Genomic DNA, 23,679 nt, shown 5'->3' on the forward strand with positions numbered 1-23,679 from the left:
TATCCATAAGTTTAATTAATTAGTTAGCAAAATAGACTCTTCGTTAGTTTTAGTTTGTAATCGAAATACTGATTAAGTATTTTAGATTCGAATGCTAAAATATATTTTTCATTTCAACATCGATTATGTAGGCTATGTGTTAGAAAACATAAATGTAATTCCGACACAATGAAAACCAATCCAACCCAGACAATTACAAATAGCAAACTATTATTTTAAAAATCAGATGTATTCTTTTCATAGCTTAGTTATTCAGAAAATCCTTATATAATTGTATTATTATTCAAAACTGCTAAGATGAAAAGTGTACTTTATTGGTTACTTGCTATTGTTATCACTCTTGTTGCCGTTATCTACCAACGAAAAACCGGCCCAACCTACGACAAAAAGTTGTCGGTAGAAGTTAATAATACCCCATACGAAGTTAAACTCGTACGCAGTATTGAAATAGGCAGCAACAACGGGGTAAAACTGTCCATTGATGATAAAAATATTGAAGCCCGGCTTTTTTATAAAAAGTTCCTGTCTGACGATTCTTACCAATCGGTTGACTTTGTGTACAAAAAAAAACCTGTTGATTCGTATCTCATGAATAAGGTTTTTAAAATTACCGAAGAAAAAGGATGGTTTGCTCCGGTACCCGAACAGCCGGCCGCAGGAAAAATTCAGTACTATCTCGAAATCACCGACTCAAACGGAACAAAAACATATATGGAAAAAACTCCGGTTGTAATACGTTTTAAAGGAGCCGTTCCTTCATCGGTATTAGCACCGCATATTTTCTTTATGTTCTTTGCCATGCTGTTAGGTAACCTGGCCGGAATAATGGCTGTTTTCAGACATCGGCGATATACATTTTACACCACTATTACACTGATTACCTTACTGATTGGCGGCATGATTCTGGGGCCAATCGTTCAGTTATATGCTTTTGGCGAAGCCTGGGCCGGCGTTCCATTTGCCTGGGACTTAACCGACAACAAAACACTGGTGGCCTTTATTTTCTGGATACTGGCATTTGTTATGAACCGAAAAAAAGAACGTCCTGTGTATACTATCGTTGCATCGATTGTTATGTTGATTGTTTATTCTATTCCGCACAGCATGTACGGCTCGCAACTTGATCCTGAAACCGGTAAAATCATTCAGGGATGGATTCAACTGTTGATTATTTAAGCTAAAATTGTTATCCGTTTTTTCCGAAAATTTTAAATTTGGCATTCCTAACTAAAGCTAACTAAAATGAAGAACTGGTATTTACTTGTACTTGTACTCCTGTTTTCCTGCACGCACAATACCGAAAAAAATTACCTCAGTTATGTCGATCCACTAATTGGGACGGGACCGGCATCGACTATAGCAGCAAAAGATCATCCTGGTGACCATGTAAGCAACGGACAAACAATTCCGGCCGTTACTGCTCCATTTGGGATGACACAATGGACACCACAAATTTACGATAACGAGCAAAAATGTATCGCTCCTTTTTATACCGGACAAACCATGATTCAAGGTTTTAGGGCCAGCCACTGGCTAAGCGGTTCGTGCACGCAGGATTATGGTTCTTTTACCATCTACCCCACTGTGTTAAGTACCGGTTTTAGTTTTCAGCCGGTGCAACGCCAAACTTTGTCTTTAATGAAAACCGAAAACCTGTCGCCGGCTTACGCTTCATTTTTATTTCCGGCAAAAACCATTTTGTCGGAGATGACCGCAACCAAACGATGTGGCTTTTTTCGTTTTTCGTGGTTGGAAGAGAAAAATCCAACCATCATGTTCGACGTTAACAGTGACGAAGGTAAAGGATATATAAAGATCGATTTGGATAAACAGGAAGTATATGGTTATAATCCGGCCTTCCGCATTTACAGCGGACAGGATAAACCGGCGGGGATCTCAGGTTATTTTGTGGCTAAATTCGATCAGGAGATCGTAAAATACGGCACCTGGGGCGATTTTGAATACGAACACGGGACAACAGAACGTAAGGATCAGAAGCAAATTGGAGCTTATGTAACCTTCAACCTTGAAGGAGATGCACCGGTAAAATTAAAAGTGGGAACCTCGTTTACCAGTATTGAAAATGCACGCAAAAACCTGGAAGCCGAAATTACCGACTGGGATTTTGAAGCTGCCAAACAAAAAATGGAGAACACCTGGAACAATTACCTCGGGCGAATTGATGTGGAATCGGAAAACAAAGAGGAGCTCACTAAATTTTACACCGCTATTTACCACTCATTGTTTCACCCGCGATTAATGAGCGATGTAAACGGCGACTACCCTGCTTTTTCGAAACAATACGAAATAAAAAACAATAGCGATTTTGATTATTATGGCGATTTCTCGAACTGGGATATTTTTCGGGCACAAATGCCATTGCTTAGCCTTATTGCCCCAAAAGAATACAACGACATGGTAAAATCGCTGGTTGCAAAAGCCGAAGATGGTGACTGGCTTCCTATTTTCCCGATGTGGAACAATTACACCTCGGCAATGATTGGCGATCACAGCACATCGATACTTTGTGATGCAGCATTGAAAGGCTTCGATTTTGATTTGGAGAAGGCCTACCAATTTATGCGAAAAAATGCCTACGAAACACCTGAGGAAGAAGCCTACAAAGACGGAAAAGGACGCCGCGCTCTAACTTCATATATCGAGTTTGGATATGTTCCGCTTGACGATGTTGTTGCCGATGCTTTTCATAAAAACGAACAGGTTTCGCGAACAATGGAATATGCCTACAACGATTGGTGCGTTGCTCAAGTGGCTAAGAAATTGGGCAAAACCGACGACTACAATGATCTGCTTACCCGTTCGTACAACTATTCTAATGTTTTTGATGAAACTCAGGGCTGGGTAAGCGGGAAATATGCTGATGGTAGTTTTTATGAAGATTTTAATGCCAGCACAGAGCAATTTTTTATAACCGAAGGCACCCCAAAACATTACACCTGGTTTGTTCCGCACGATGTTGAAGGACTGATCGGGTTAATGGGTGGAGAAGAAACGTTTAGCGAAAAACTGAATAAACTAATTGACGATAAACTATACTGGCACGGCAACGAGCCCAGTCATCATATTCCTTTTCTGTTTAATTACACCAACGAGTGGGACAAAACACAAAAAACGGTAAAATATATTCTTCGCACAGAATATGGATTAGGACGTGGCGGACTTTCAGGAAACGACGATGCCGGGCAACTTTCAGCATGGTATGTTTTTGGGGCTATGGGTTTTTATCCGATGTGCCCGGGAAGCAACGAATATCAACTGTCGTCGCCAATATTTGAGAAGGTTACACTTAACCTGGATAAGAATTATTACCCGGGAGGCAAGTTTGTTTTAAATGCCGACGGAGCAACATCGTCAAGCTTATTCACTTCCGTTAAATTAAACGGAAAAGAAAGTGCCACGAAAATAAACCATGAGGATTTGCAAAAAGGGGGAACGTTGAAGTTCTTGAAATAAAAAATTCAGCAGATGACTCTTGTGTTTATAAAATAGTCACCTGCTGAATTTGTACTCCCGTCAATCTGAGCGAAGTCGAAGACTGAATGATTACACTTCGACTTCGCTCAGTGTGACATTAATCAAGATCAAGCTACAGCTTTTGAATAGGTGCTGAAAGCTTTTTAGCCTCATCAGTAATGTATTCCCTGAAACCATCTTCCGTTTTCCACTGGTCTTTATCCAATCCCCAAACCGAGAAGAAATAATGTTTGGCAGGTTGGGCATCTTTACATTTTTGACCGATGTAATACGTTTCCGAAATCACATGGCTAAAATTTTTCTCCGGCACGGTTTCAAAACCTTTTTTAAACCAGTTGATATTGGTAGTTCTTCCTATTTTACCGGCTTCGGTTTTAGGTACAATTACTGCCATTCCCAACTCATCATTGTTCAGCGACTGTACATCGTGCGTACCGATACAGGTAAAACCGGCTGCATCGAACCGGAACGGTTCCTTTTTTAATTGCGAGGTAACAATTCCTGTTACAATCTGGTCGGTTTCTGAACATCCGTAAACCGTTAAATCCGACTCAAACCAGTATTTTCCTGGATAAATGGTAATGCGCTCCACAGCTTCCATTTCTTCACCATCAACATCCCAACCCGAATATTTTAAATCGAAAACCGAACGAATCGGGCCTTCAACAATTTTCTGATATTCATACACATCAGTCGATCCCAACCGAATCAGTGAGTCATTTCTCAATAATGCAATGCCACCCGATCCCAGTGAACTACCGCAATGTAGCACATCCATTCCCCAGTCGTTCAAAACATGATAATCGTGTATGGCAGCAGTATGAACATCGTCGGCTACCATCACCGGTTTGCGTTTGCCAAACAGGTCTTTTACATTTCGGCAATCGAAATAAACCCTGAAAGCAATCTTGTCATTTTCCCAGGTCACACCTTCTCCCTGTGCAATAATTTTAAAAGGCTCGCTAACCGGAATTGCTTTATACTTATCTACCTCTTTGTAGGTTCCGTCAACTTGTGCAATTCCTAAACGTAAGTTAGTGCGTTTTTCAACTTTTGGATAATCCGATTCCGCAACCAATTCGATTGTTGCCTCAATGGTTTCGCTGGCTTTCAAATCTACCAACAGAACCACTTCGTCCCAGGTTCCATCACCGTCTAAATCGTCAACCTGGCTGGGAATAGTTTTTTCGCCGTTTTTAAAAACCGGTAGTTTGCCTTCCTGCAAAGTTATTTTAGCGGCAATTTCTTCGCGTGAAAATACGATCACTTCATCAGTTCGTTCTTCCGCGAGTGGATTTTCCAGAGTAATTGCAGCTTGCTGTGTACACGCGGCAAACAGCATAAGAGATAAAATACCAAATGGGAAAATGTTCTTCATAGTAGGTCCAGATTTATTGATTAGAAAAAGTGTATCAGAAACAAGTAACGATTCCGAAACTCTGTTTCCAACACACTTGTTTCTTGTTAATTATTAAATATCGTTTTCGCCTTTTACGTAGCCAAAATTGGCCAAAATACCACCATCAACATAAAGCACCTGACCGTTTACAAAATCAGCTGCTTTTGAAGCTAAAAACAACGCAGCGTTTCCAATATCTTCAGGTTCTCCCCAGCGGTTAGCCGGTGTACGCATCATCACCAAATCGTTAAACGGATGGCCACCTTCACGAATTGGCGCTGTTTGAGCCGTTGCAATATACCCCGGACCGATTCCGTTAATCTGTACATTGTATTTTGCCCACTCGCAGCACATATTTGCAGTTAACAGTTTTAAGCCTCCTTTTGCCGATGCATAAGCCGATACTGAGTTACGTCCGTAAACGCTCATCATCGAGCACATGTTGATGATTTTTCCCGCACGTTTTTCGATCATTTTCGGCGCAACTCGTTTGGCAAGAATCAAAGGTGCTACAAGGTCAATATCAATAACCTGCTTATAATCGGCAACCGGCATATCCAGAATTGGAATACGTTTGATGATTCCGGCATTGTTGATCAAAATATCCACATCTCCTACCTCTTCTTCAATTTGAGAAATTCCTTTATCAACAGCTTCCTCGTTGGTAACATCAAATTTCAGGGTATATACATCAACGCCTGCTTTGGCATATTCTGCTTTACACTCTTCCAGTTTTTCATCAGAAATATCGTTCACACAAATTTTTGCACCGGCCTGACCCAATGTTTTTCCAATGGCCATTCCAATGCCGTGAGTTCCACCGGTTATTAGTGCTACTTTTCCGTTTAGGCTGAATAATTCTTGTATCATTTCAATTAATATTTTTTTATGATTGCTTCTTGTGTCTTATCTCAATTCTTGTGGCTGAATAACATCCATATCAGTGTAATCGAGATTTTCTCCTGCCATTCCCCATATAAAAACGTAGTTTGAAGTTCCGGCAGCTGAGTGAATCGACCACTCAGGAGAAATAACAGCTTGTTCGTTTTTCATCCATATATGACGTGTTTCCTGTGGCTCACCCATAAAATGGCAGATGGCCTGATTTTCGGGAACTTCAAAATAAAAATATACCTCATTACGACGGGAGTGCTGATGTGCCGGCATGGTATTCCAAACGCTTCCCGTTTTCAGCTCGGTCATTCCCATTTGCAGCTGGCAAGTGTCAACAACTGTGTTAATCATCAGCTGGTTAATATTTCTTTCGTTCGATGTTTCCAGACTTCCCAGGTGCAGCACATTGGCATCGGCCAGTGTTACCTGCTTGGTTGGGTATTCTTTATGTGCCGGTGCCGAGTTAAAATAGTAGTGTGCAGGTTTAGCAGCATCGTCTGATTTAAAAATAACTTCTTTGCTTCCACGGCCAATGTATAAAGCATCTTTATAATTCATTTTATACGCTGTACCGTCAACTACAACTGTTCCGGTGCCACCAACATTCATTACCCCCACTTCGCGACGCTCGCAAAAATAGGCAGCTTTTAAGGGGTCGATGGTTTCCAAAGGAAGTTCGTCTTTTACCGGTACAGCACCACCTACAATGTAACGCTCAATCGATGAATACACCATACGAACATTACCTTCTTCCATCAGGTTTTCCACCAAAAATTCTTTTCTTATTTTTTCTGTATCGTATTTCTTAAAATCCTCAGGATGATAAGCATACCTTCTTTCATAAATTGTTGCCATTGTATTTATTTTTTAATTCTTAAACCATTTAGTTGTGCAAATGTAAGAAGAAAGAAACAGAAATGCAATCGATTGCATTGATTAAAAAATATTCTTAACTTTGCCGTAAATAAGACAACAAATGGCGCAAAAACCGGAAATTACAATTCACGATATAGCCAAAAAGCTGAAAATTTCGGCTTCCACTGTTTCGCGTGCTTTAAAAGACAATCCTTTGATTAGTGAAGCAACACGACACAAGATTAAAAAAGCGGCAATAGAAATGGGTTATCGGCCTAATGTAATGGCGGCTAATTTGCGTACCCGGCGCACCAATACCATCGGAGTAATTGTTCCGCTTATCAACCGTCATTTTTTTTCATCGGTAATTTCCGGAATTGAAGATGTGGCCTACAACCAAGGATTTGCCGTTACCATTTCACAGTCAAACGATAATCTGGAGAAAGAAAGTACCATTGCCCACACTCTTTTTTCGAACCGGGTTGATGGTTTGATTTTATCGATCGGTATGGAAACTCAGTCGTACGATCACCTGAAACTTTTTTCGGAAAGAAATATTCCGCTGGTATTTTTCGACCGGATTGTGGACGAAATTCCGGCGCATAAAATTGTTGTCGATGATTTTGGGGGAGCATACCGGGCCACGCAGCACCTTATAGAGCAGGGACGAAAAAAAGTTGCACATATTGGAGGGCCACTTAATCTGCAAATCTACGCAAAACGTGAAGCCGGTTACCGGAAGGCAATTAGTGATGCCGGATTGCAAATTAACGAAAATCAGATTTTGCATAACAGCCTTACCCGCGAAGACGGACTCAATGCCATTAAAAAGATCCTGAAAACAAAAGAACGACCCGACGCCATTTTTTGTGCCAACGACACCACCGCTTTGAGTGCTATCATTCATTTAAACGAAAAAGGCATTAAAGTGCCTGAAGATATTGCGATTGTAGGTTTTAGTAACGAGCCGTTTAGCGAATTGGTAACACCATCAATATCTACAATAAAACAGCCCGGTTTTGAAATGGGTCAAAAGGCAGCAGAACTGCTCATTAAACAAATTGGCAGCAAAACAAAACCCAAAAACTACGAAACGATAATGATGGAAACAGAACTGATTGTTCGAAATTCATCACAACAAAAATAAAACAATCACATCCTGCATTTCTAAATTCCTTAGCCAACACTCAGCAAAACAGATGTTTTACGCGCAAATACCTTACACACAACACAATAAAACTTAGTCCCACTAAGTAAAACGCCTTTTAAAAACAATCTTTTCACCCCACCATTTCAGCAATTATTATTCGCTAAAGCCCTCATTATCTGAGTAAATTTGAATAATACAAACCCGTTTTGAAAATACGAGCCAAGATATGGAACGCAGGCGTGCTTCTGGTTTTCTTTTTTTGTAGTTTATATACAACTCAAGGAGCATCGAATCTTACCAACAATGATGACGGTTTGAACGTTCCTCCCATAGCTGAAAACGATACTTTTCTTTTAACCGCCCAATACAATCTTATATTTTACGGAGATGTACTTGGGAACGATTATGATCCTAACGGAGACAGGATCGAAATTTTATTTGCAGCTTCTCCAAAAGAGGGTAAGCTGTCAATGGAAAAAAACGGGCATTTCAAGTTGGAGGTACCGGATAAATGTGAAGGAACAATTAGTTTCGACTATTACATTAAAGAAATTACCGAAAATGAATACAGTGCTCAAGCCAGAGTATTTATTCAAATCATAGAAAACGCCGATCTGGATGACATACCGAATTACGCTGACCTGGATAACGATAACGACGGCCTACCCGATTATTTGGATGGAATAGGACTGGATACCGACAATGATGGTGTTCCGAACAATTTTGATATCGACAGCGATAACGATGGTATTACCGATAATATTGAGTGGCAACAAGAGCACAATTACGTTCAGCCCGTAAATATTGATGCCAACCAAAACGGATGGGATGATGCATACGAACCAGAAATGGGCGGCACATGCTATAATCCGGTAGACACCGACCGCGATGGAATACCCGATATGCTTGATAGTGATTCGGATGATGATGGAAGTTCCGATTTATTTGAATCATACAACTTGGGAGACGCAAGCAAGGCCGGAATTCAACTCCTTCTTTCGGATCAGGATAACGATGGACTTGACGATCTTTTTGACATTGTAGTGAAAGGTTCGAACTGGCAAAACTCAACGGCCAGTAGCACTACTCCCGGCGATTCAAACCAAAACGGCATTCGCGACTGGCGCGATAACACCAGCCATCTTTCTTCACAATCGGCCTATCTTTTCCCAAATCCGGCATCAGAAACAGTTCAGTTTTTTGATCCCGAACAACAATTTGATCAGCAGTTAACCGTTCAAATTTATAATACAATAGGTCAGCTGAAAAAGGTTTATACAACCACCTACAGCAAAGATCGTATTCCGGTTCTGGACCTGACGAACGGAATGTATATTGTAACCGTTAGCTCAGGCACATATCAGCATTCTCAAAAGATTTCTATTCAGCACTGATTTCAAAAAAAATTCCTAAAACTGTAACCCTCATCATTTTTTGTTGTCACTAACTACAGAACCGACAAAAATATGGATTCGTATCATTTGTCGACTAAAATCGGTAATTGGTCGGATTTTTAAAAACACATTTATATGATGTATTACTTTTGTTGGAGCTAGAAAACAATGTGGATGTTCAGCCAAACATCCAAAACAAAAAACAATTAGAAACAAAAGCCAAAAAATGATGAAAACAATGATGTTACTCCTTCTCCTTTCTATTGGAGTTGTAGTACAAGCACAGAACATTACCTTAAGTGGGTACCTCAGAGACGCTTCCAACGGAGAAGCGCTAATTGGTGCTACGGTTTATGTTGAAGAACTGAAACAGGGCACCGCATCAAATGCCTACGGATTTTACTCGATCACCATTCCCGAAGGAAGCTACACGCTTCAGGTTTCGTTTATCGGTTACAAAACCGTTAAACAGAAAATTGATGCCCGGGAAAGTCTAAACATTTCGCTTTCGTTACAGGAAAATACCGAAGTAATGGAAGAGATTATTGTAAGCGGCGAAGCTGCCAATGCCAATGTGGAACGTATTGAAATGGGAATGGAGAAACTTCCGGTAAAAACCATTCAAAAGCTTCCGGCATTTATGGGAGAAGTGGATATTATCCGCACCATTCAGCTATTGCCCGGAATTCAGAGCGGCGGCGAAGCCAGCTCGGGTTTATACGTTCGAGGTGGTGGCCCCGATGAAAACCTGATGATTTTGGACGAAGCACCGGTTTACAATGCCTCGCACCTGATGGGTTTCTTTTCGGTGTTTAACTCAAATGCCATTAAAGATATTCAGGTGTACAAAAGTGGAATTCCGGCCGAGTATGGCGGAAAGGCTTCGTCGGTAATCGATATCCGACAAAAAGACGGTAACTCCAAACAGTTTGGATTCGATGGTGGAATCGGAAACCTGTCGAGCCGCTTAACGCTTGAAGGACCGATTATTAAAGACAAATGGAGTTTTCTGCTGGCCGGACGCCGCACCTATTACGACATTCTGGGAAAAGCAGCCGGTTTGGATGAGCTGGAAGACAACACCATGTATTTCTACGATTTGAATGGAAAATCAAATCTTGTTATCAACAACAATAACCGCATTTACCTTTCCGGTTATATGGGCGAAGATGTTTTTGAGCTGGGCGAATCGATGTACATGCGCTGGGGAAATGCCACAGCCACCGCCCGCTGGAACCATATTTTCGGAGATAAGATCTTTATGAATATTTCGGCCATTTTTTCCAACTACGACTACAAACTTGGAGTTCCGGGAGATAATGCCGATAACTTCGATTGGTCGTCAAGGATAAAAGACTACAACGGGAAAGCAGATTTTACCTGGTTTGCAAATCCACAAAACACCGTTAAGTTTGGAGTGAACACCATCAGGCATGAATTCCGCCCGGGCAAAATTACTACCAACGGCGATAACTCCATGTTTTCGGACATGGAACTGGCACACTACAATGCCATTGAAAGTGCGTTGTATCTTTCGAACGAACAGAAATTATCCGATCGTTTTTCCATGCAATACGGCGTACGTTTAAGTCACTTTCAGCAGGTTGGTAAAGGAGAAGTTAATATTTACGCGGATCCTGAAAATCCTGATAAGAATGAAATTATTGAAACCATCAGCTACGAAAAGAATGATAAAATCGGCGATGCCTTTGTTCATCTGGAGCCACGTTTTAGCATGAAATACACCCTCGACCGGAATAGCTCGGTAAAAGGATCGTATAACAGGATGGTGCAAAACCTGCACCTCATTTCGAACACACAATCACCTACACCACTTGATATTTGGTTGCCATCGAGCACCTACATCAAACCGCTAAAAGTTGATCAGGTATCGTTCGGCTATTTCCGAAACTTCCAGCAAAACATGTATGAAACATCTGTTGAGGTTTATTACAAAGACATGCACAATGTTCTGGATTACATTGAAGGGGCAGAACTGTTTTTGAACGATGCCATTGAAACCGAATTACTACACGGCTCAGGCACATCGAAAGGACTGGAAGCACTGGTAAAAAAATCGAAAGGAAAACTTACCGGTTGGGTGGGTTATACCTGGTCGAAAACCGAGCGCGAAATTCCGGGTATTAACAACGGAAATCCTTATCCATCGTCGTACGATCGCACACACGATCTTTCGCTGGTATCGAGTTACCAACTGAACGACCGCTGGAATTTTGCAGCCAATTTTGTTTATGCAACCGGAAATCCAACATCGTACCCGGTGGCTAAATACTATGTTCAGGGCAATCAGGTTTATGAATATTCGGCCCGCAACAGCAACCGGATTCCAGATTACAACCGCCTGGATCTTTCGTTCACCTACGACTTTAAAAAGAATGCAAACCGCCGTTTTAAACAATCGATAAACGTATCGGTGTATAATGTTTACGGACGACGAAATGCTTATTCGATTACTCCGGAGGCGAACGAAGACAATCCGAATCAAACAGAATTTATCCGTTTGTCGATTATCGGAGCTCCTATCCCATCCATCACTTATAATTTCAAATTCTAGAAGTCATGAAAACAGCACAAATAATAAAAGGAATTATCATTCTTCTGTTTGCCATCGTTGCATTCACCGCCTGCGAAGATGTGGTTGAGGTGGAACTGAACGACGAAGATATTGACCTGATAGCCGTTGAAGCATATATTAATACCAAAGCAGAAAACAACGTTTACGTAAAACTGGAACGTACGCTTGCGGTAAATCAAACAGCACAAAATCCGGTAATCAGTAATGCCGTTGTTCAATTAAGTGACAATGCCGATTCGCCAAACACCGTAACACTCGAAGAACAAGGAACCACAGGAATTTATATGCTGCCTGCCGGCGCTAATTATCCGGGAGTTACAGGCAGGACTTATACCTTAACAATAACAACTCCCGACGGGACCGTAATTACCGGCGAAGAATATTTACAGGAAGTTGAAACGCTTGACAGCGTAAAAGTAAATTTAAGTGACCGTGGCAATTACGAATACCTGGGAATTTATATCAACTCGCAGGAAACACCGGGTTTAGGACATTATTACAAATGGGATATTTACCTAAACGGCGAGTTACTTAATGACGGTGAAGACCTGGCTTTTGCCAGCGATGAACTGGTAGACGGAAATTATATTTACGACATGCTGGTCCTCCTCGACTGGGAAGACGAAGAAGAAGACAAAATACTCCATTTGGGAGATACAGTTGTTGTGGAGCAACTCTCCATTTCGGAGGCTGCTTACGAATTTTACTGGGGACTGAGCGACCAGGCCTGGGCCGGAGGTCCGTTCAGTGTACCGCCTGCAAATGTACCCGGCAACCTGACATCGAGCGATGGAAAACGAATTCTGGGATTGTTTTCGGCACGCGATATGTCGGTAGGAAATACGGTGATCATCGACGAATCAAATTTTACACCTTTGGTATCGAGCGTTCCCGGAATTTAAAAAAACGAAGCTTGCAAAAGGAATTTTGCAAGCTTCGTTTTTGATGTCGGTATTAATTGCTACTTTTCGTTAATTTTGCTGTTTTACCGGAATGAACAAGAACATTGAGAAAATAACGGGCTACTTAAAAATTGATCAACTTAAAAACGACAAACGGGTGATCGTTTATTTAATTTGTTTGATTATTGCCACAGTTTTGTGGTTTTTAAATGCTTTGGAAAAAGATTATTCAACAACTATTGCCTACCCGGTTCGATATGTAAGTCCGCCCAACCACCAGTTTTTGGCCAACAAACCTCCCGAAAAACTCGATTTAAAAGTTGATGCGCACGGCTTTACTCTTTTGCGTCATAAACTCAATTTTTCGTATTCGCCAATTATTTTAAACCTGACGAATATTACCCAAAACCTGGAATCGACAAATGGTACTTACCTGGTACCGACAAATACTTTAAACCGACGCATTTCGAGCCAGATAAGCAGCGAAATAAGCCTTCAACAGGTTAATCCTGACATCATCCGGATTGTACTCGACAGTTTAAAAACAAAATCGGTTCCCGTTAAAGCCGATGTTTCAATCGACTTTAAACCTCAGTTCAATTTAAAAAATACGGTACACGTAAAACCATCGGAAGTTAAAATTACCGGTCCTGCGTCGGTAATCGATACGGTTCGTTTTCTTTTAACTACAAACAAAACTTTCGAAGAAGTAGACAAAACGATTAACCGCAACATAAAACTCATTCATCCTGAAACCACCACAGTTGTTCCGGCAGAAGTGTTGTTACAAATTGAGGTGGAAAAATATACAGAGAAGCAGGTTCGCCTTCCCATACAGGTTATCAACAAACCGGCCGATGTAAGAATTAAACTTTTCCCCTCGGAACTTACGCTTAACTGCATAGTAGGTTTGAGCGAATTCGACAATATCTCGGAGGCCGATTTTCGGGCAGTGGTTGATTATGCGTCGATGAGTAACAGCGAAAGCCGCCTGAGGGTGAAAATAACTGATAAACCATCGTTTGTTGAGATCTCTCGTTTTAACCCCGAATCGGTAGAATACCTTATTGAAACGTATTAAAAAATGGCTTTAAAGATTGGTATTACAGGTGGAATTGGAAGTGGAAAATCGGTAATTTGTCAGGTTTTCAAGCTTCTGGGAGCTCCTGTTTTTGAAGCCGACGCTTGGGCAAAGAAACTGGTAAATACGCACCCTGAAATAAAAACCGGACTTATTGACTGGTATGGCCCCGACATTTATTCACCAAACGGCACAATTGACCGAAAAAAGCTGGCTGGCATCATTTTTACAGATAGCACACAGTTGAAGAAAGTAAACGAGTTGATTCATCCCGTGGTGCGGCAGGAATTTATGATTTGGGCGGATAAACAAAGCAGTCCGTACGTCGTTCACGAAGCGGCCATTCTTTTTGAAAGCGGTTTCTATAAAATGATGGATAATACGATTCTGGTAACTGCACCCGAAAATATGCGGATCGACCGCGTTACGAAGCGCGACGGTTCAACAATCGAAGCCGTAAAAGAACGGATGGACAAACAATGGAGTGATGAGCAAAAACGTAAACTCGCTTCAAAAGAAATTAAAAACGATAACAAAACATTATTGATTCCTCAGCTAATTGAAATCGATAAACAACTAAAAAAATATGGCAAAATTTGGTAAATGGATAGGAGCCGGACTAGGTGCTTTTGCCGGTGGTCCTATCGGCGCAGTTATAGGTTTTACAATAGGTTCGATGTTCGACGGCGGACAGGAAGCCGTAAAACGCGGAACGCGTGGAGGCTACTCGGGCAGAACAACTACCACCGGTGGATATGTAATGAGCCTTCTGGTTTTGGTGGCTGCCGTAATGAAAGCCGATGGAAAAGTGCTGAAATCGGAACTCGACTACGTAAAGAAATTTATGGTGCACAACTTTGGCGAAGATTCGGCACAGGAAGCTATACGAATGTTGCGCGATCTGCTGCAACAAACCATTCCGGTTAACGAAGTTTGCCAGCAGATAAAAGCAAACATGAACTACTCGGCACGCCTGCAGCTGGTGCATTTTTTGTTTGGCATCGCCCAGGCCGATGGCCAGGTTGATGTGGAAGAGCAAAAGCTGATTACACACATTTGCAACCAGATGGGTATTGGTAATAACGATTTTGAATCGATTCAGGCCATGTTTGTGCCCAACACCGATGGTGATTACAAAATACTTGAAATAGAACGCTCGGCCAGCAACGACGATGTGAAAAAAGCCTACCGCCGTATGGCAATGAAATACCATCCTGATAAAGTAAGCACCTTGGGCGACGAAGTTCAGAATGCTGCAAAAGAAAAATTCCAGAAAGTAAACCAGGCATACGAGAACATTAAAAAAGAACGGAAGATAGCGTAGCAAAAGTATTCAGTCTCAGTTAGCAGTTGCAGACTACTTTCTTATCTTGAAGCTTGGCTGCCCTTTCTCACCTCGTTCGAAATATCAAAACAATGAAAATCATCTCTACAAATATTGCTGAAGCCCGGATAATTGAATGGAAGGAAAAAGAAGTACCTACCGGTTTATTCAAATTTGGTGTCGATAAGGGGATTTTTCTGGGTAAAGAGGATATAAAACACGACAATGTAATGGATCGCAGATACCATGGCGGGGTTGATAAAGCCTGTTATCTCTACTCTGGGGATCACTACCAATACTGGCAAAACCTTTATACTGATTTGGAAATGCCCTGGGGAATGTTTGGCGAAAACCTGACCGTGGAAGGCCTGCACGAAAAGCAAATAAATATTGGCGACACCTTTAAAATTGGAGAAGCTGTGGTACAAGTTACCCAACCGCGCCAACCCTGTTTTAAACTGCAGTTCCGATTTAACAACAATAATATTGTGCGCCAATTTGTCGACTCCGGTTTTTCGGGTGTTTATGTCAGGATTTTGGAAAAAGGCCACGTAAATCCCGGCGACAGCATGATGCTGATCGATAAAAAACAATCGTTGTCAATTCACGAAGTTTACACCCTGCTTTACGCCGATGAATTCGATGAAAAAGTAAAAGAAGCTGTAAACGACCCTTTAATAGCCGAAAGTTGCAAAAGTGATTTAATAAAACGCTGGGGCGATTATTTGTAAGCCGTTAGCCACCAAAACCTTCCAAATAGAACGGTTTTAAATAGCAACTAATTCATAGATTTAAAGGTTACCTTTCCCCTTTTTTCAGAATATATAAGTGGACAAGGAAGGAAGTGCAAACCTCTTTCAACCATTAAATCAGAAGTGCAACATAAAGTTGCAAAAGACATTAAGGAGGCTTTGAAGATGGCCTCCTTTCTTTTTTTAAAAAAAATTCGACCTAAAATCTCATTAAGATTAAGCTATAAAAAACAACCCGTTTCAAATCGAGTCTTGAAACGGGTTGTCAATCTATTAAAATAGTACAACTATCAGTGTTGCCTATTTATGACCAAGGTCAATGGATCTACATTCTTTCGGGCATTTCAACACCAAGTAAGCCCATACCGGTTTGTACCACCTTACCCACTGCTGATGCCAGCACCAGACGGAAGTTTTTCACACTTTTGTCAGCTTCTCCAAGTATTGTATGATCGTGATAAAACTGATTAAATTCTTTAACCAACTCGTAACAGTAGTTGGCAATAATCGCCGGGCTGTAATTTTCGCCCGCTTCCTCAACTGCTGCAGGAAATAACGAAATACGTTTCACCAAATCCTTTTCTTTTGATGACAGCGACTCAACCGCCACGTTTTCATCGATAGTAATATTTTGGTCGGCAGCCTTTCGCAGAACCGATTTAATACGTGCATAAGTGTACTGAATAAATGGCCCGGTATTTCCGTTAAAATCAATCGACTCTTCCGGGTTGAACATCATATTCTTTCGCGGATCCACTTTCAAAATAAAGTATTTCAGCGCACCAAGGGCAATCATTTTAAAGGTATTCTCGGCATCGTCACCGGTTAGCGAATCAAGCTTTCCTAACTCAGCCGACATTTCGCGGGCCACTTCTACCATGTTATCCACCAAATCATCGGCATCAACAACAGTTCCTTCGCGCGATTTCATTTTACCCGATGGCAATTCAACCATACCGTACGAGAAGTGGTATAAATCTTTTCCCCAGCTAAATCCAAGTTTATCCAGCAAAATAGCCAACACCTGGAAGTGGTAATTTTGCTCATTACCCACCACGTAAACCATTTTATCGATCGAATAATCGTTAAAACGCATTTTAGCGGTACCAATGTCCTGGGTCATATAAACAGAGGTACCATCGCTACGAAGAAGTATTTTCTGATCCAGTCCGTCACCGGTAAGATCGGCCCAAACTGAATTGTCTTCATGTCTTGTAAAAGTTCCTTCTTCAAGACCTCTCAGCACTTCTTCTTTACCTATAAGGTAAGTGTCTGATTCGTAATAAATTTTATCGAAACCAACTCCAAGTGTTTTATAAGTTACATCAAAACCTGCGTACACCCAGTTGTTCATCATTTTCCAAAGCTCAACTGTTTCCTCATCTTTTGCTTCCCACTTTCTCAACAATTCGCGGGCGGCAATAATTGATGGTGCCTGGTTTTCAGCTTCTTCTTTTGAAACACCTTTTTCAACCAGTTCAGCTATTTCAGCTTTGTAATGTTTGTCAAATTCAACGTAGTACTTTCCAACCAGGTGGTCGCCTTTCATTCCTGTGCTTTCCGGTGTTTCTCCATTACCCCATTGCTTCCAAGCATACATCGATTTACAGATGTGGATACCACGGTCGTTTACAATGTTGGTCATTACCACTTTTTTACCATTGGCTTTCAAAATCTCAGAGATTGAAAATCCCAACAGGTTATTTCTGATGTGGCCAAGGTGAAGTGGTTTATTGGTGTTTGGCGACGAGTATTCAACCATTACCAACTCACTGTCGTAGGTTACGGATTTTAAGCCAAATTCTGAACTGGTGAAGCTGTTTTTTAGAACGTAGAGCCAATAGCTCTGGTGGATCTCCAAATTCAAAAAGCCTTTAATAACATTGAAGTTTTCAACTGTTTCAATATTTTCAACCAAATACTTTCCAAGATCTTCGGCAGTTTGCTCCGGCCCTTTTTTTGAGTATCGTAAAAAAGGAAATACCACAACGGTTATATCGCCGTCAAACTCTTTTCGGGTATTCTGAACCTGTACCTGATTTTCCGGTAAATCTGCACCGTACAAAGACTTCATCGCTTCTACGGTTCCTTTCTGAATCAAACTTTCGATACTCATAACTAAGCTTATTTTTTAGAGACCGCAAATATAACACATTACAGCCATAAACGAGAAAAGCCCTGCCAAATGACAGAGCTTTTCGAAAATATTTAATTAAAGCTTATTTGCGAATTTTTGCTACTTCAAATTCTGCTCTACGATTTTTACGTTTGTTATCTAATGTTGTATTAGGAACAGCCGGTTTAGTTTCACCATAGTTATTAGAACCTACATAAGCGTTGTTCACACCTTTTTGCAGTAAGTACTTAACAACAGCCTGAGCACGTCTTTCAGACAATCCCATGTTGTATGATTCAGTACCAATATCATCAGTGTGACCACCAATTACGATATCGTATTCTTTAGCAGCATTCAACTGATCAGCTAATTTATCCAATTCTGCTTTTGCTTCTGGTCTTAGAGTCGACTTGTCGAAATCGAAGTAGATAGTTGGAATTGAAATTTCACTCCAGTCTGGGCAACCATTGTTGCTTGCAGGACCTACTTCAGAAGGACAATCATCTTCACAGTCAATTACACCGTCGCCGTCTGAATCAAGTGGACAACCGTCAGCGTCAACAGGACATCCTTTTGGAGTATCAGGACACTTGTCTTTTGGATCTGGAACTCCGTCTTCGTCAGTATCAGGACAGCCATTGAATTTAGCCAATCCAGGAGTATCAGGACAGTCGTCATCTTTATCAGCAATTCCGTCACCATCTTTGTCTGGGCAACCATTTAAAGAAGCAGGACCAGCCTCTGTAGGACAGTCATCTTTGTAATCAGGAACTCCGTCGCCATCAGTATCGATCGGACAACCTTTTTCATCAACTTGTACTCCCGCAGGTGTACCAGGACATTCGTCTTTACGATCACTTACACCGTCACCGTCTTCATCTTTGGCTTTACCCAATGCGAATTCAAGCACACTGGTAACCTGAAAATGTTCGTCAGTCCATCCGTAAGCGTTGTTTGGATCATCTGAATGGTATCCTTTAATACTATTCACATAAGAGCCTGATACGAAAAGTGAAGTTTTTTCACCAACAGGAAATTTTAATCCTGCACCATAGTCGAATGTAAAATCACTTTCATCGTTATCCCACATATAACCAGGACCACCAAACAGGTATGGCTGAATTGCCATATCGTCATTGTAAAGTTTCAAACGCAGGTTCAACAATGATGCAACTACATCAGTTCCGGCATCATTGAATGACCACCTGTTGTCAAGCATTAAATCGAACCTTGGAGACAGGTAACGACTAACATAAAAGTCAGCTAAAATTCCGGTAGCTTCGGTCTCAATGTTATATTCCAATCCGGGGCCAACTCCAATGCCCCATTTGTTGTCTGCATTTTGTGCGATGGTATAACCAAGGGACAAAACCAATGCAAATAAGAAAAGAGTAATTTTTTTCATAGTTTTGAAATTATTTTTTTTGTTGTTTGTTGAATTCTACGGGCAATTTAGAAATTAATTCGCAGGTATCAAAAAAAGTTAGCAGTCTTAATTTCATGCTTAAGAATATTTTTTTCACAAATTTAAATATTTAAGTTCAATTAATTCAAAATATTAAACATTTTGTTCTCAATAATCGACATAGAAACTACCGGGCAAAGTTATAAAAACGGTAAAATTACCGAAATTGCAATTTATCAACACAACGGGCAAGAGGTTACCGACTCTTTTTCGACCCTTATTAATCCTGAAATGGACATCCCTTTTTTCATTACCGAGTTAACCGGAATAAATAATGAAATGGTAAGAACCGCTCCAAAATTTTACCAGGTGGCAAAAAAAATTATTGAGATGACAACGGGGCGAACGTTTGTTGCCCACAATGCAAGTTTCGATTATAAGTTTATAAAAGAAGAATATGCACGCCTTGGATACAATTATCATCGGAAAACAATGTGTACGGTTAAACTATCGCGAAAACTGCTTCCCGGACATCTATCCTATTCGCTGGGGAAGCTATGTGACGATTTAGGTATTGAAATTAATGGCAGGCACCGCGCTGCCGGCGATGCACTTGCCACTGCAAAACTTTTTGATATTCTTGTTGATCGAAACGACTCGCTGGGAAATCCCAAAGCCGTCAACAATTACAAATTGTTTTAATCTTCTTTTTCTTCAGTTGTTTCGTCCTCTTCAGTTTCTGAAAAGTCAAGCATATCCTTTTCCTGCAAAGCATTGTACCACTGCAGTACTTTTTTAATGTCGGAAACATATACCCGATCCTGATCGTAATCAGGCAGTACTTTCTCAAAATAAGTCTTCAACTCATTTCCCGACGATTTATGCGAAATGGCTGCTCCACCATCCTCGGTATCAGAAATGGCTTTAAAAACATCCTTTAACGGCACATCACTTTCGTGAGTGTAAATGGCTATATCTTCCAATGCCGATACCTTTGCGGTTGAATAAACCGGCATACGCTTTTGCGTGTCTAACGATTCAACAATAATGCTGTTTTTACTTTCGGCAACCATTTTGAACAGTCCCGAGTGTCCTGAAATTGCTAATATACCTTTTAACATGACTATCTAATTTTCGGCGAAGATACAATTTTTGTAGATTTCAAAAAGTAAGTACATGAAGTAAAAAGCCGGAAGCTTGCCTGTTTTGGCGAACTCCCGGCTCAAAATATTAATTTTTAAGATCTTAAATCAAGCGTTAAAAACAATTTAATTAAATCCTATTTTATATATAACCCCGGTTTTAAACCAACGCCCGGGCTGTATTACATTACCAATGTCGTTGTATTGTTTATCCAGAATGTTGTTTACCGAAGCAAAAACCGAGAACTGCTTTCTCCGGTAGCTCAACTTTCCGTCGAAAACCCAGAACGGATCGTACGACACTTCCCCAACCGGTATTTTATTTTCGAACCGGGTGTAGCTACCTTCCCTATCCTGGAAAACAAAATGCAAATCGAGCTGCAGCCCTTTCACCAGTTGCTCGCTAAGCGAACCAACCAGTTTATGTTTCAGGTTATCCAAAGCATAATTCGATACCAAATCGGCATTTCCTTTTTCTACATTATTATATAGGTAACTGATTTGAATATTTGGATAGTGGCTTCCAAACTCATTTCGGAACAGCAACTGCGCCTGAACCTCCGTACCCAGGTTATTTATCTCGGTCAGGTTTTGCGGTTGCCAGATCTCCGAAGTAGGATCTTCCTTTACCCAATCAATAATATCTTTTCCATGGCGGTAAAAAACAACAGCGTGCCCGCGCACCAGTTTCGATCGTAGTTTTAAACCACCTTCCAAGGTGGCCGACTTTTCAGGTTTCAAATCGGGGTTACCAATGTTCGACGGGCCATCGTAATACAAATCGGTAAAAGTTGGCATACGCAACGACGTGTTGTAACTCGAGTACAATTTTACCGCATCCGATACATTATAACTCACATCAATTCCCGGAAAAACATTTAATCCCAAATCACTTCCCGAAATGTAGTTTGCCATCAGCCCGGCTGTAAACGTCCACTTATTTATATAGTATGCGTGTTCCAAAAATCCGGAAACCGTATTGCGGTCATCCGATTTGGTAAACTGTGCATCTTCTCCCGGCACATCTTTTGGTTCGTCCATATCCAAACCAAGCGTATTACTATATATCTGTTCTCGGCGAAATTCAACTCCGAACGCCGTTTTCCCGGCAGCCCATTTTACCCACGAGTTAAGATTGGCACCGTAAACATTCGTAAGGTGATAATTATGTCCGCTGTACCAGCCCGGCAGCGTGTCGTTTTGCCAAACGTTGTAACCATCGTTGGTTAAGCCATATTTATCGGTTCGGTACAATTCAAACCGATCGTGATGCCGCCTGTAATAAACAACCGGAGTGAGATGCAATGGCCCGTTACCTTCCCATTTCAGCGAAGTGAACAATGTTTTTGTGGCTTCGTACTGGTTCGGGTATTTTGGCGTGTAAAAGCTGTTTGCACCAAATCCCTTTTCTGAAAGCCCCAACTGAAACTTTAACGTACCCTTTTCGGTATTCAACTGATTGGAATAAAAGCCATTCAGTTCATTAAAATCGGTGTTGTTGGTGTAACCGTCCGATATTTTTCCGTTAAAAGCGAGCATGTGTTGCATTTTGCCGGTTGAAAACGATCCCGAAAGATTTCCATCGAAATACCCGAAGCTACCACCCGAAACGGCAGCAGAAATTTCAGAATTTGCCGTCTGACGTGTTACAATATTAATAGCCCCCGAAAAAGCGTTGGGTCCATATACACGTGCAGCCGGTCCTTCGAGAATCTCTATTCGCTCGATTTGGGCTAAACTTACTGGTAGATTTAAATTGTGATGGCCGGTTTGCGGGTCGGTGATGTTGATGCCGTTAAGCAGGATTAATGTTTGGTCGAAAGTACCACCGCGAACACTAACGTCCGCCTGTACTCCTTCTGTTCCCCGTTGCCGTATGTCGATAGCTGCAACATACTCTAACAGGTCCTGAACACTCTGAGCCGGCGCCGCCTCAATTTCTTTACTCTCAATCACGGAAATTATCCGTGCAACCTGCGAATACAATGCAGGTGTTCGTTGCGCACTAACCTCGATCTCATCAAGGTCGTACTCCATTTTAACTTCAGAAGTGTCCTGAACAGTTGCCATGGTGATTACAGGTGCTGATAGTAAATACACCACCGATAACACTGAAATGACAACTTGTTTTCTGACCGTTAGAAAAGAAGAATAGTTCTTCCTTCCCCACTTTCTGAAAGTTAAAACAGATTGCGCATCATGATTAAACTTCAAATTTTTCATTATAATACTAATTGAACTTTAACAGACAGAATTCATTAAACGCTTGATTTTTTTTTTATCGACTTATCCTGTCTCAAATTCGAATGACAAATATACGCTTTACAATTATATATCGACTACCTCTATCACAGGAGCTCCTATGGAAACACAGACTTAACAATGCTTTTCGTAACCTTTAACCAATCAACGCGTTACCACAATAGAGAATCTTTATCCTGCATAGATAGAATCGACTGATTTAGGTCATCATTTATTTGCAAAAAGGGACTCGTTTGACTTAAATTTGTTTAGACAAATTAAAAATAAGACGCCATGACTCAGATTCAATTTAACAACGCTTTACTCGGCTTGAGTGACAAATTGCATTACTATGCACTTAGTTTAACTGCTGACTCGGAAAGAGCTGACGATCTGTTGCAAGAGACTTTCCTTAAGGCATTAACTTATCGTGACAAGTTTACACAAAACACGAATTTCAAGGCATGGATTTACACCATTATGAAGAACACCTTCATTAATGATTACCGTAGAAACGTAAAAACAAAGAACACCTTTGATGGTTCAAACAACGATTTCCATCTGATGTTCTCGAAAGACAAAGTTTATCCTGCGCCCGATTCGTTCTACAGTTCAAAAGAAATTAACAAAAGCATTAATGCTTTAGAAGATGAATATCGCGTTCCTTTTCGCATGTTTTTAGAAGGATACAAATACAAAGAAATTGCAGAGCAACTTGATTTACCACTAGGTACTGTTAAGAGTCGTATTTTCTTCACTCGCAAGAAACTGGAGAAAGCATTAAACGAATATTCAGAAAATTAATAATAGAGATAACGTGTATTGGTTTTTAAAAGGTCTTCAATTTTGAAGGCCTTTTTTTTATGGACAAAAAGGATGTCATCTTTTGTATAAGGTGACATCTTTTTTGCTTACACAAACCCTAAATCTTTG

19 protein-coding genes are annotated in these 23,679 nt (G+C 40.9%); 12 read left to right on the top strand and 7 right to left on the bottom strand.

The features are described from left to right. Window positions 1–297: 297 nt before the first annotated feature. Both G4420_RS18030 and G4420_RS18035 read left to right on the top strand, forming a co-directional pair. Window positions 298–1,176, top strand: coding sequence for a hypothetical protein (locus tag G4420_RS18030; RefSeq protein ID WP_163325341.1), 879 nt, complete (start codon window positions 298–300; stop codon window positions 1,174–1,176). 66 nt (window positions 1,177–1,242) lie between these two features. Continuing rightward, window positions 1,243–3,474 carry a GH92 family glycosyl hydrolase gene (locus G4420_RS18035; protein ID WP_163325342.1) on the top strand — a complete coding sequence of 744 codons (2,232 nt, stop codon included), beginning with the start codon at window positions 1,243–1,245 and terminating at the stop codon, window positions 3,472–3,474. Window positions 3,475–3,607: 133 nt separating this feature from the next. On the opposite strand, the gene G4420_RS18040 is transcribed toward G4420_RS18035, so the two are convergent. The 3 genes from G4420_RS18040 to kduI form a co-directional block, all read right to left on the bottom strand. Further along, window positions 3,608–4,873 (bottom strand): DUF4861 domain-containing protein, encoded by a 1,266-nt coding sequence (locus tag G4420_RS18040; protein ID WP_163325343.1) that lies wholly within the window; start codon window positions 4,871–4,873, stop codon window positions 3,608–3,610. A gap of 93 nt (window positions 4,874–4,966) precedes the next feature. Further along, a complete protein-coding gene (locus tag G4420_RS18045; RefSeq protein ID WP_045027602.1) occupies window positions 4,967–5,764 on the bottom strand; it encodes a gluconate 5-dehydrogenase in 798 nt (265 codons plus the stop codon). 36 nt (window positions 5,765–5,800) lie between these two features. Beyond that, complete coding sequence (kduI, locus tag G4420_RS18050) at window positions 5,801–6,643, bottom strand: 5-dehydro-4-deoxy-D-glucuronate isomerase (protein WP_163325344.1); 843 nt, start codon at window positions 6,641–6,643, stop codon at window positions 5,801–5,803. Window positions 6,644–6,764: 121 nt separating this feature from the next. On the opposite strand from kduI, the gene G4420_RS18055 reads away from it, so the two are divergent. The 8 genes from G4420_RS18055 (at window position 6,765) to G4420_RS18090 (ending at window position 15,821) form a co-directional block, all read left to right on the top strand. Then, a complete protein-coding gene (locus G4420_RS18055) occupies window positions 6,765–7,790 on the top strand; it encodes a LacI family DNA-binding transcriptional regulator (RefSeq protein ID WP_163325345.1) in 1,026 nt (341 codons plus the stop codon). A gap of 209 nt (window positions 7,791–7,999) precedes the next feature. Continuing rightward, the gene (locus G4420_RS18060) at window positions 8,000–9,187 is read left to right on the top strand and encodes a T9SS type A sorting domain-containing protein (protein ID WP_163325346.1); all 1,188 of its coding nucleotides are present in this window, start codon (window positions 8,000–8,002) and stop codon (window positions 9,185–9,187) included. A 226-nt stretch (window positions 9,188–9,413) separates the two neighbouring features. Further along, window positions 9,414–11,762, top strand: a complete 2,349-nt coding sequence (locus G4420_RS18065; RefSeq protein ID WP_163325347.1) for a TonB-dependent receptor — start codon at window positions 9,414–9,416, stop codon at window positions 11,760–11,762. Between the two features lie 5 nt (window positions 11,763–11,767). Continuing rightward, on the top strand, window positions 11,768–12,685 hold the full coding sequence (locus tag G4420_RS18070; RefSeq protein ID WP_163325348.1) for a DUF4249 domain-containing protein: 918 nt from the start codon (window positions 11,768–11,770) through the stop codon (window positions 12,683–12,685). A gap of 91 nt (window positions 12,686–12,776) precedes the next feature. After that, entirely contained in the window at window positions 12,777–13,766 is a 990-nt protein-coding gene (locus G4420_RS18075; protein WP_163325349.1) for a YbbR-like domain-containing protein, read from the top strand. Between the two features lie 3 nt (window positions 13,767–13,769). After that, a complete protein-coding gene (gene coaE / locus G4420_RS18080; protein WP_163325350.1) occupies window positions 13,770–14,369 on the top strand; it encodes a dephospho-CoA kinase in 600 nt (199 codons plus the stop codon). Continuing rightward, on the top strand, window positions 14,353–15,090 hold the full coding sequence (locus tag G4420_RS18085; RefSeq protein ID WP_163325351.1) for a TerB family tellurite resistance protein: 738 nt from the start codon (window positions 14,353–14,355) through the stop codon (window positions 15,088–15,090). Before coaE ends, G4420_RS18085 begins: the two co-directional genes overlap by 17 nt. 92 nt (window positions 15,091–15,182) lie before the next feature. After that, on the top strand, window positions 15,183–15,821 hold the full coding sequence (locus G4420_RS18090) for an MOSC domain-containing protein (protein ID WP_163325352.1): 639 nt from the start codon (window positions 15,183–15,185) through the stop codon (window positions 15,819–15,821). 346 nt (window positions 15,822–16,167) lie between these two features. Here G4420_RS18090 and argS read toward each other — a convergent pair whose 3' ends face one another. Both argS and G4420_RS18100 read right to left on the bottom strand, forming a co-directional pair. Next, window positions 16,168–17,958, bottom strand: coding sequence for an arginine--tRNA ligase (argS, locus tag G4420_RS18095; RefSeq protein ID WP_163325353.1), 1,791 nt, complete (start codon window positions 17,956–17,958; stop codon window positions 16,168–16,170). 103 nt (window positions 17,959–18,061) lie between these two features. Beyond that, window positions 18,062–19,363, bottom strand: coding sequence for an OmpA family protein (locus tag G4420_RS18100; RefSeq protein WP_163325354.1), 1,302 nt, complete (start codon window positions 19,361–19,363; stop codon window positions 18,062–18,064). 162 nt (window positions 19,364–19,525) lie between these two features. Here G4420_RS18100 and G4420_RS18105 point away from each other — a divergent pair, with 162 nt between their 5' ends. Further along, window positions 19,526–20,065, top strand: coding sequence for a 3'-5' exonuclease (locus G4420_RS18105; RefSeq protein WP_163325355.1), 540 nt, complete (start codon window positions 19,526–19,528; stop codon window positions 20,063–20,065). Here the strand turns inward: G4420_RS18105 and G4420_RS18110 are convergent. Continuing rightward, complete coding sequence (locus G4420_RS18110; RefSeq protein ID WP_163325356.1) at window positions 20,062–20,484, bottom strand: DUF5606 family protein; 423 nt, start codon at window positions 20,482–20,484, stop codon at window positions 20,062–20,064. The two genes, G4420_RS18105 and G4420_RS18110, sit on opposite strands and share 4 nt — an antisense overlap. Before the next feature lie 147 nt (window positions 20,485–20,631). Continuing rightward, on the bottom strand, window positions 20,632–22,728 hold the full coding sequence (locus G4420_RS18115) for a TonB-dependent receptor plug domain-containing protein (protein WP_163325357.1): 2,097 nt from the start codon (window positions 22,726–22,728) through the stop codon (window positions 20,632–20,634). 312 nt (window positions 22,729–23,040) lie between these two features. Here G4420_RS18115 and G4420_RS18120 point away from each other — a divergent pair, with 312 nt between their 5' ends. After that, window positions 23,041–23,550 (top strand): RNA polymerase sigma factor, encoded by a 510-nt coding sequence (locus tag G4420_RS18120; protein WP_038554909.1) that lies wholly within the window; start codon window positions 23,041–23,043, stop codon window positions 23,548–23,550. Window positions 23,551–23,679: the final 129 nt, after the last annotated feature.

Source organism: Draconibacterium mangrovi (assembly GCF_010586825.1).
GTDB classification, from domain to species: Bacteria; Bacteroidota; Bacteroidia; order Bacteroidales; family Prolixibacteraceae; genus Draconibacterium; species Draconibacterium mangrovi.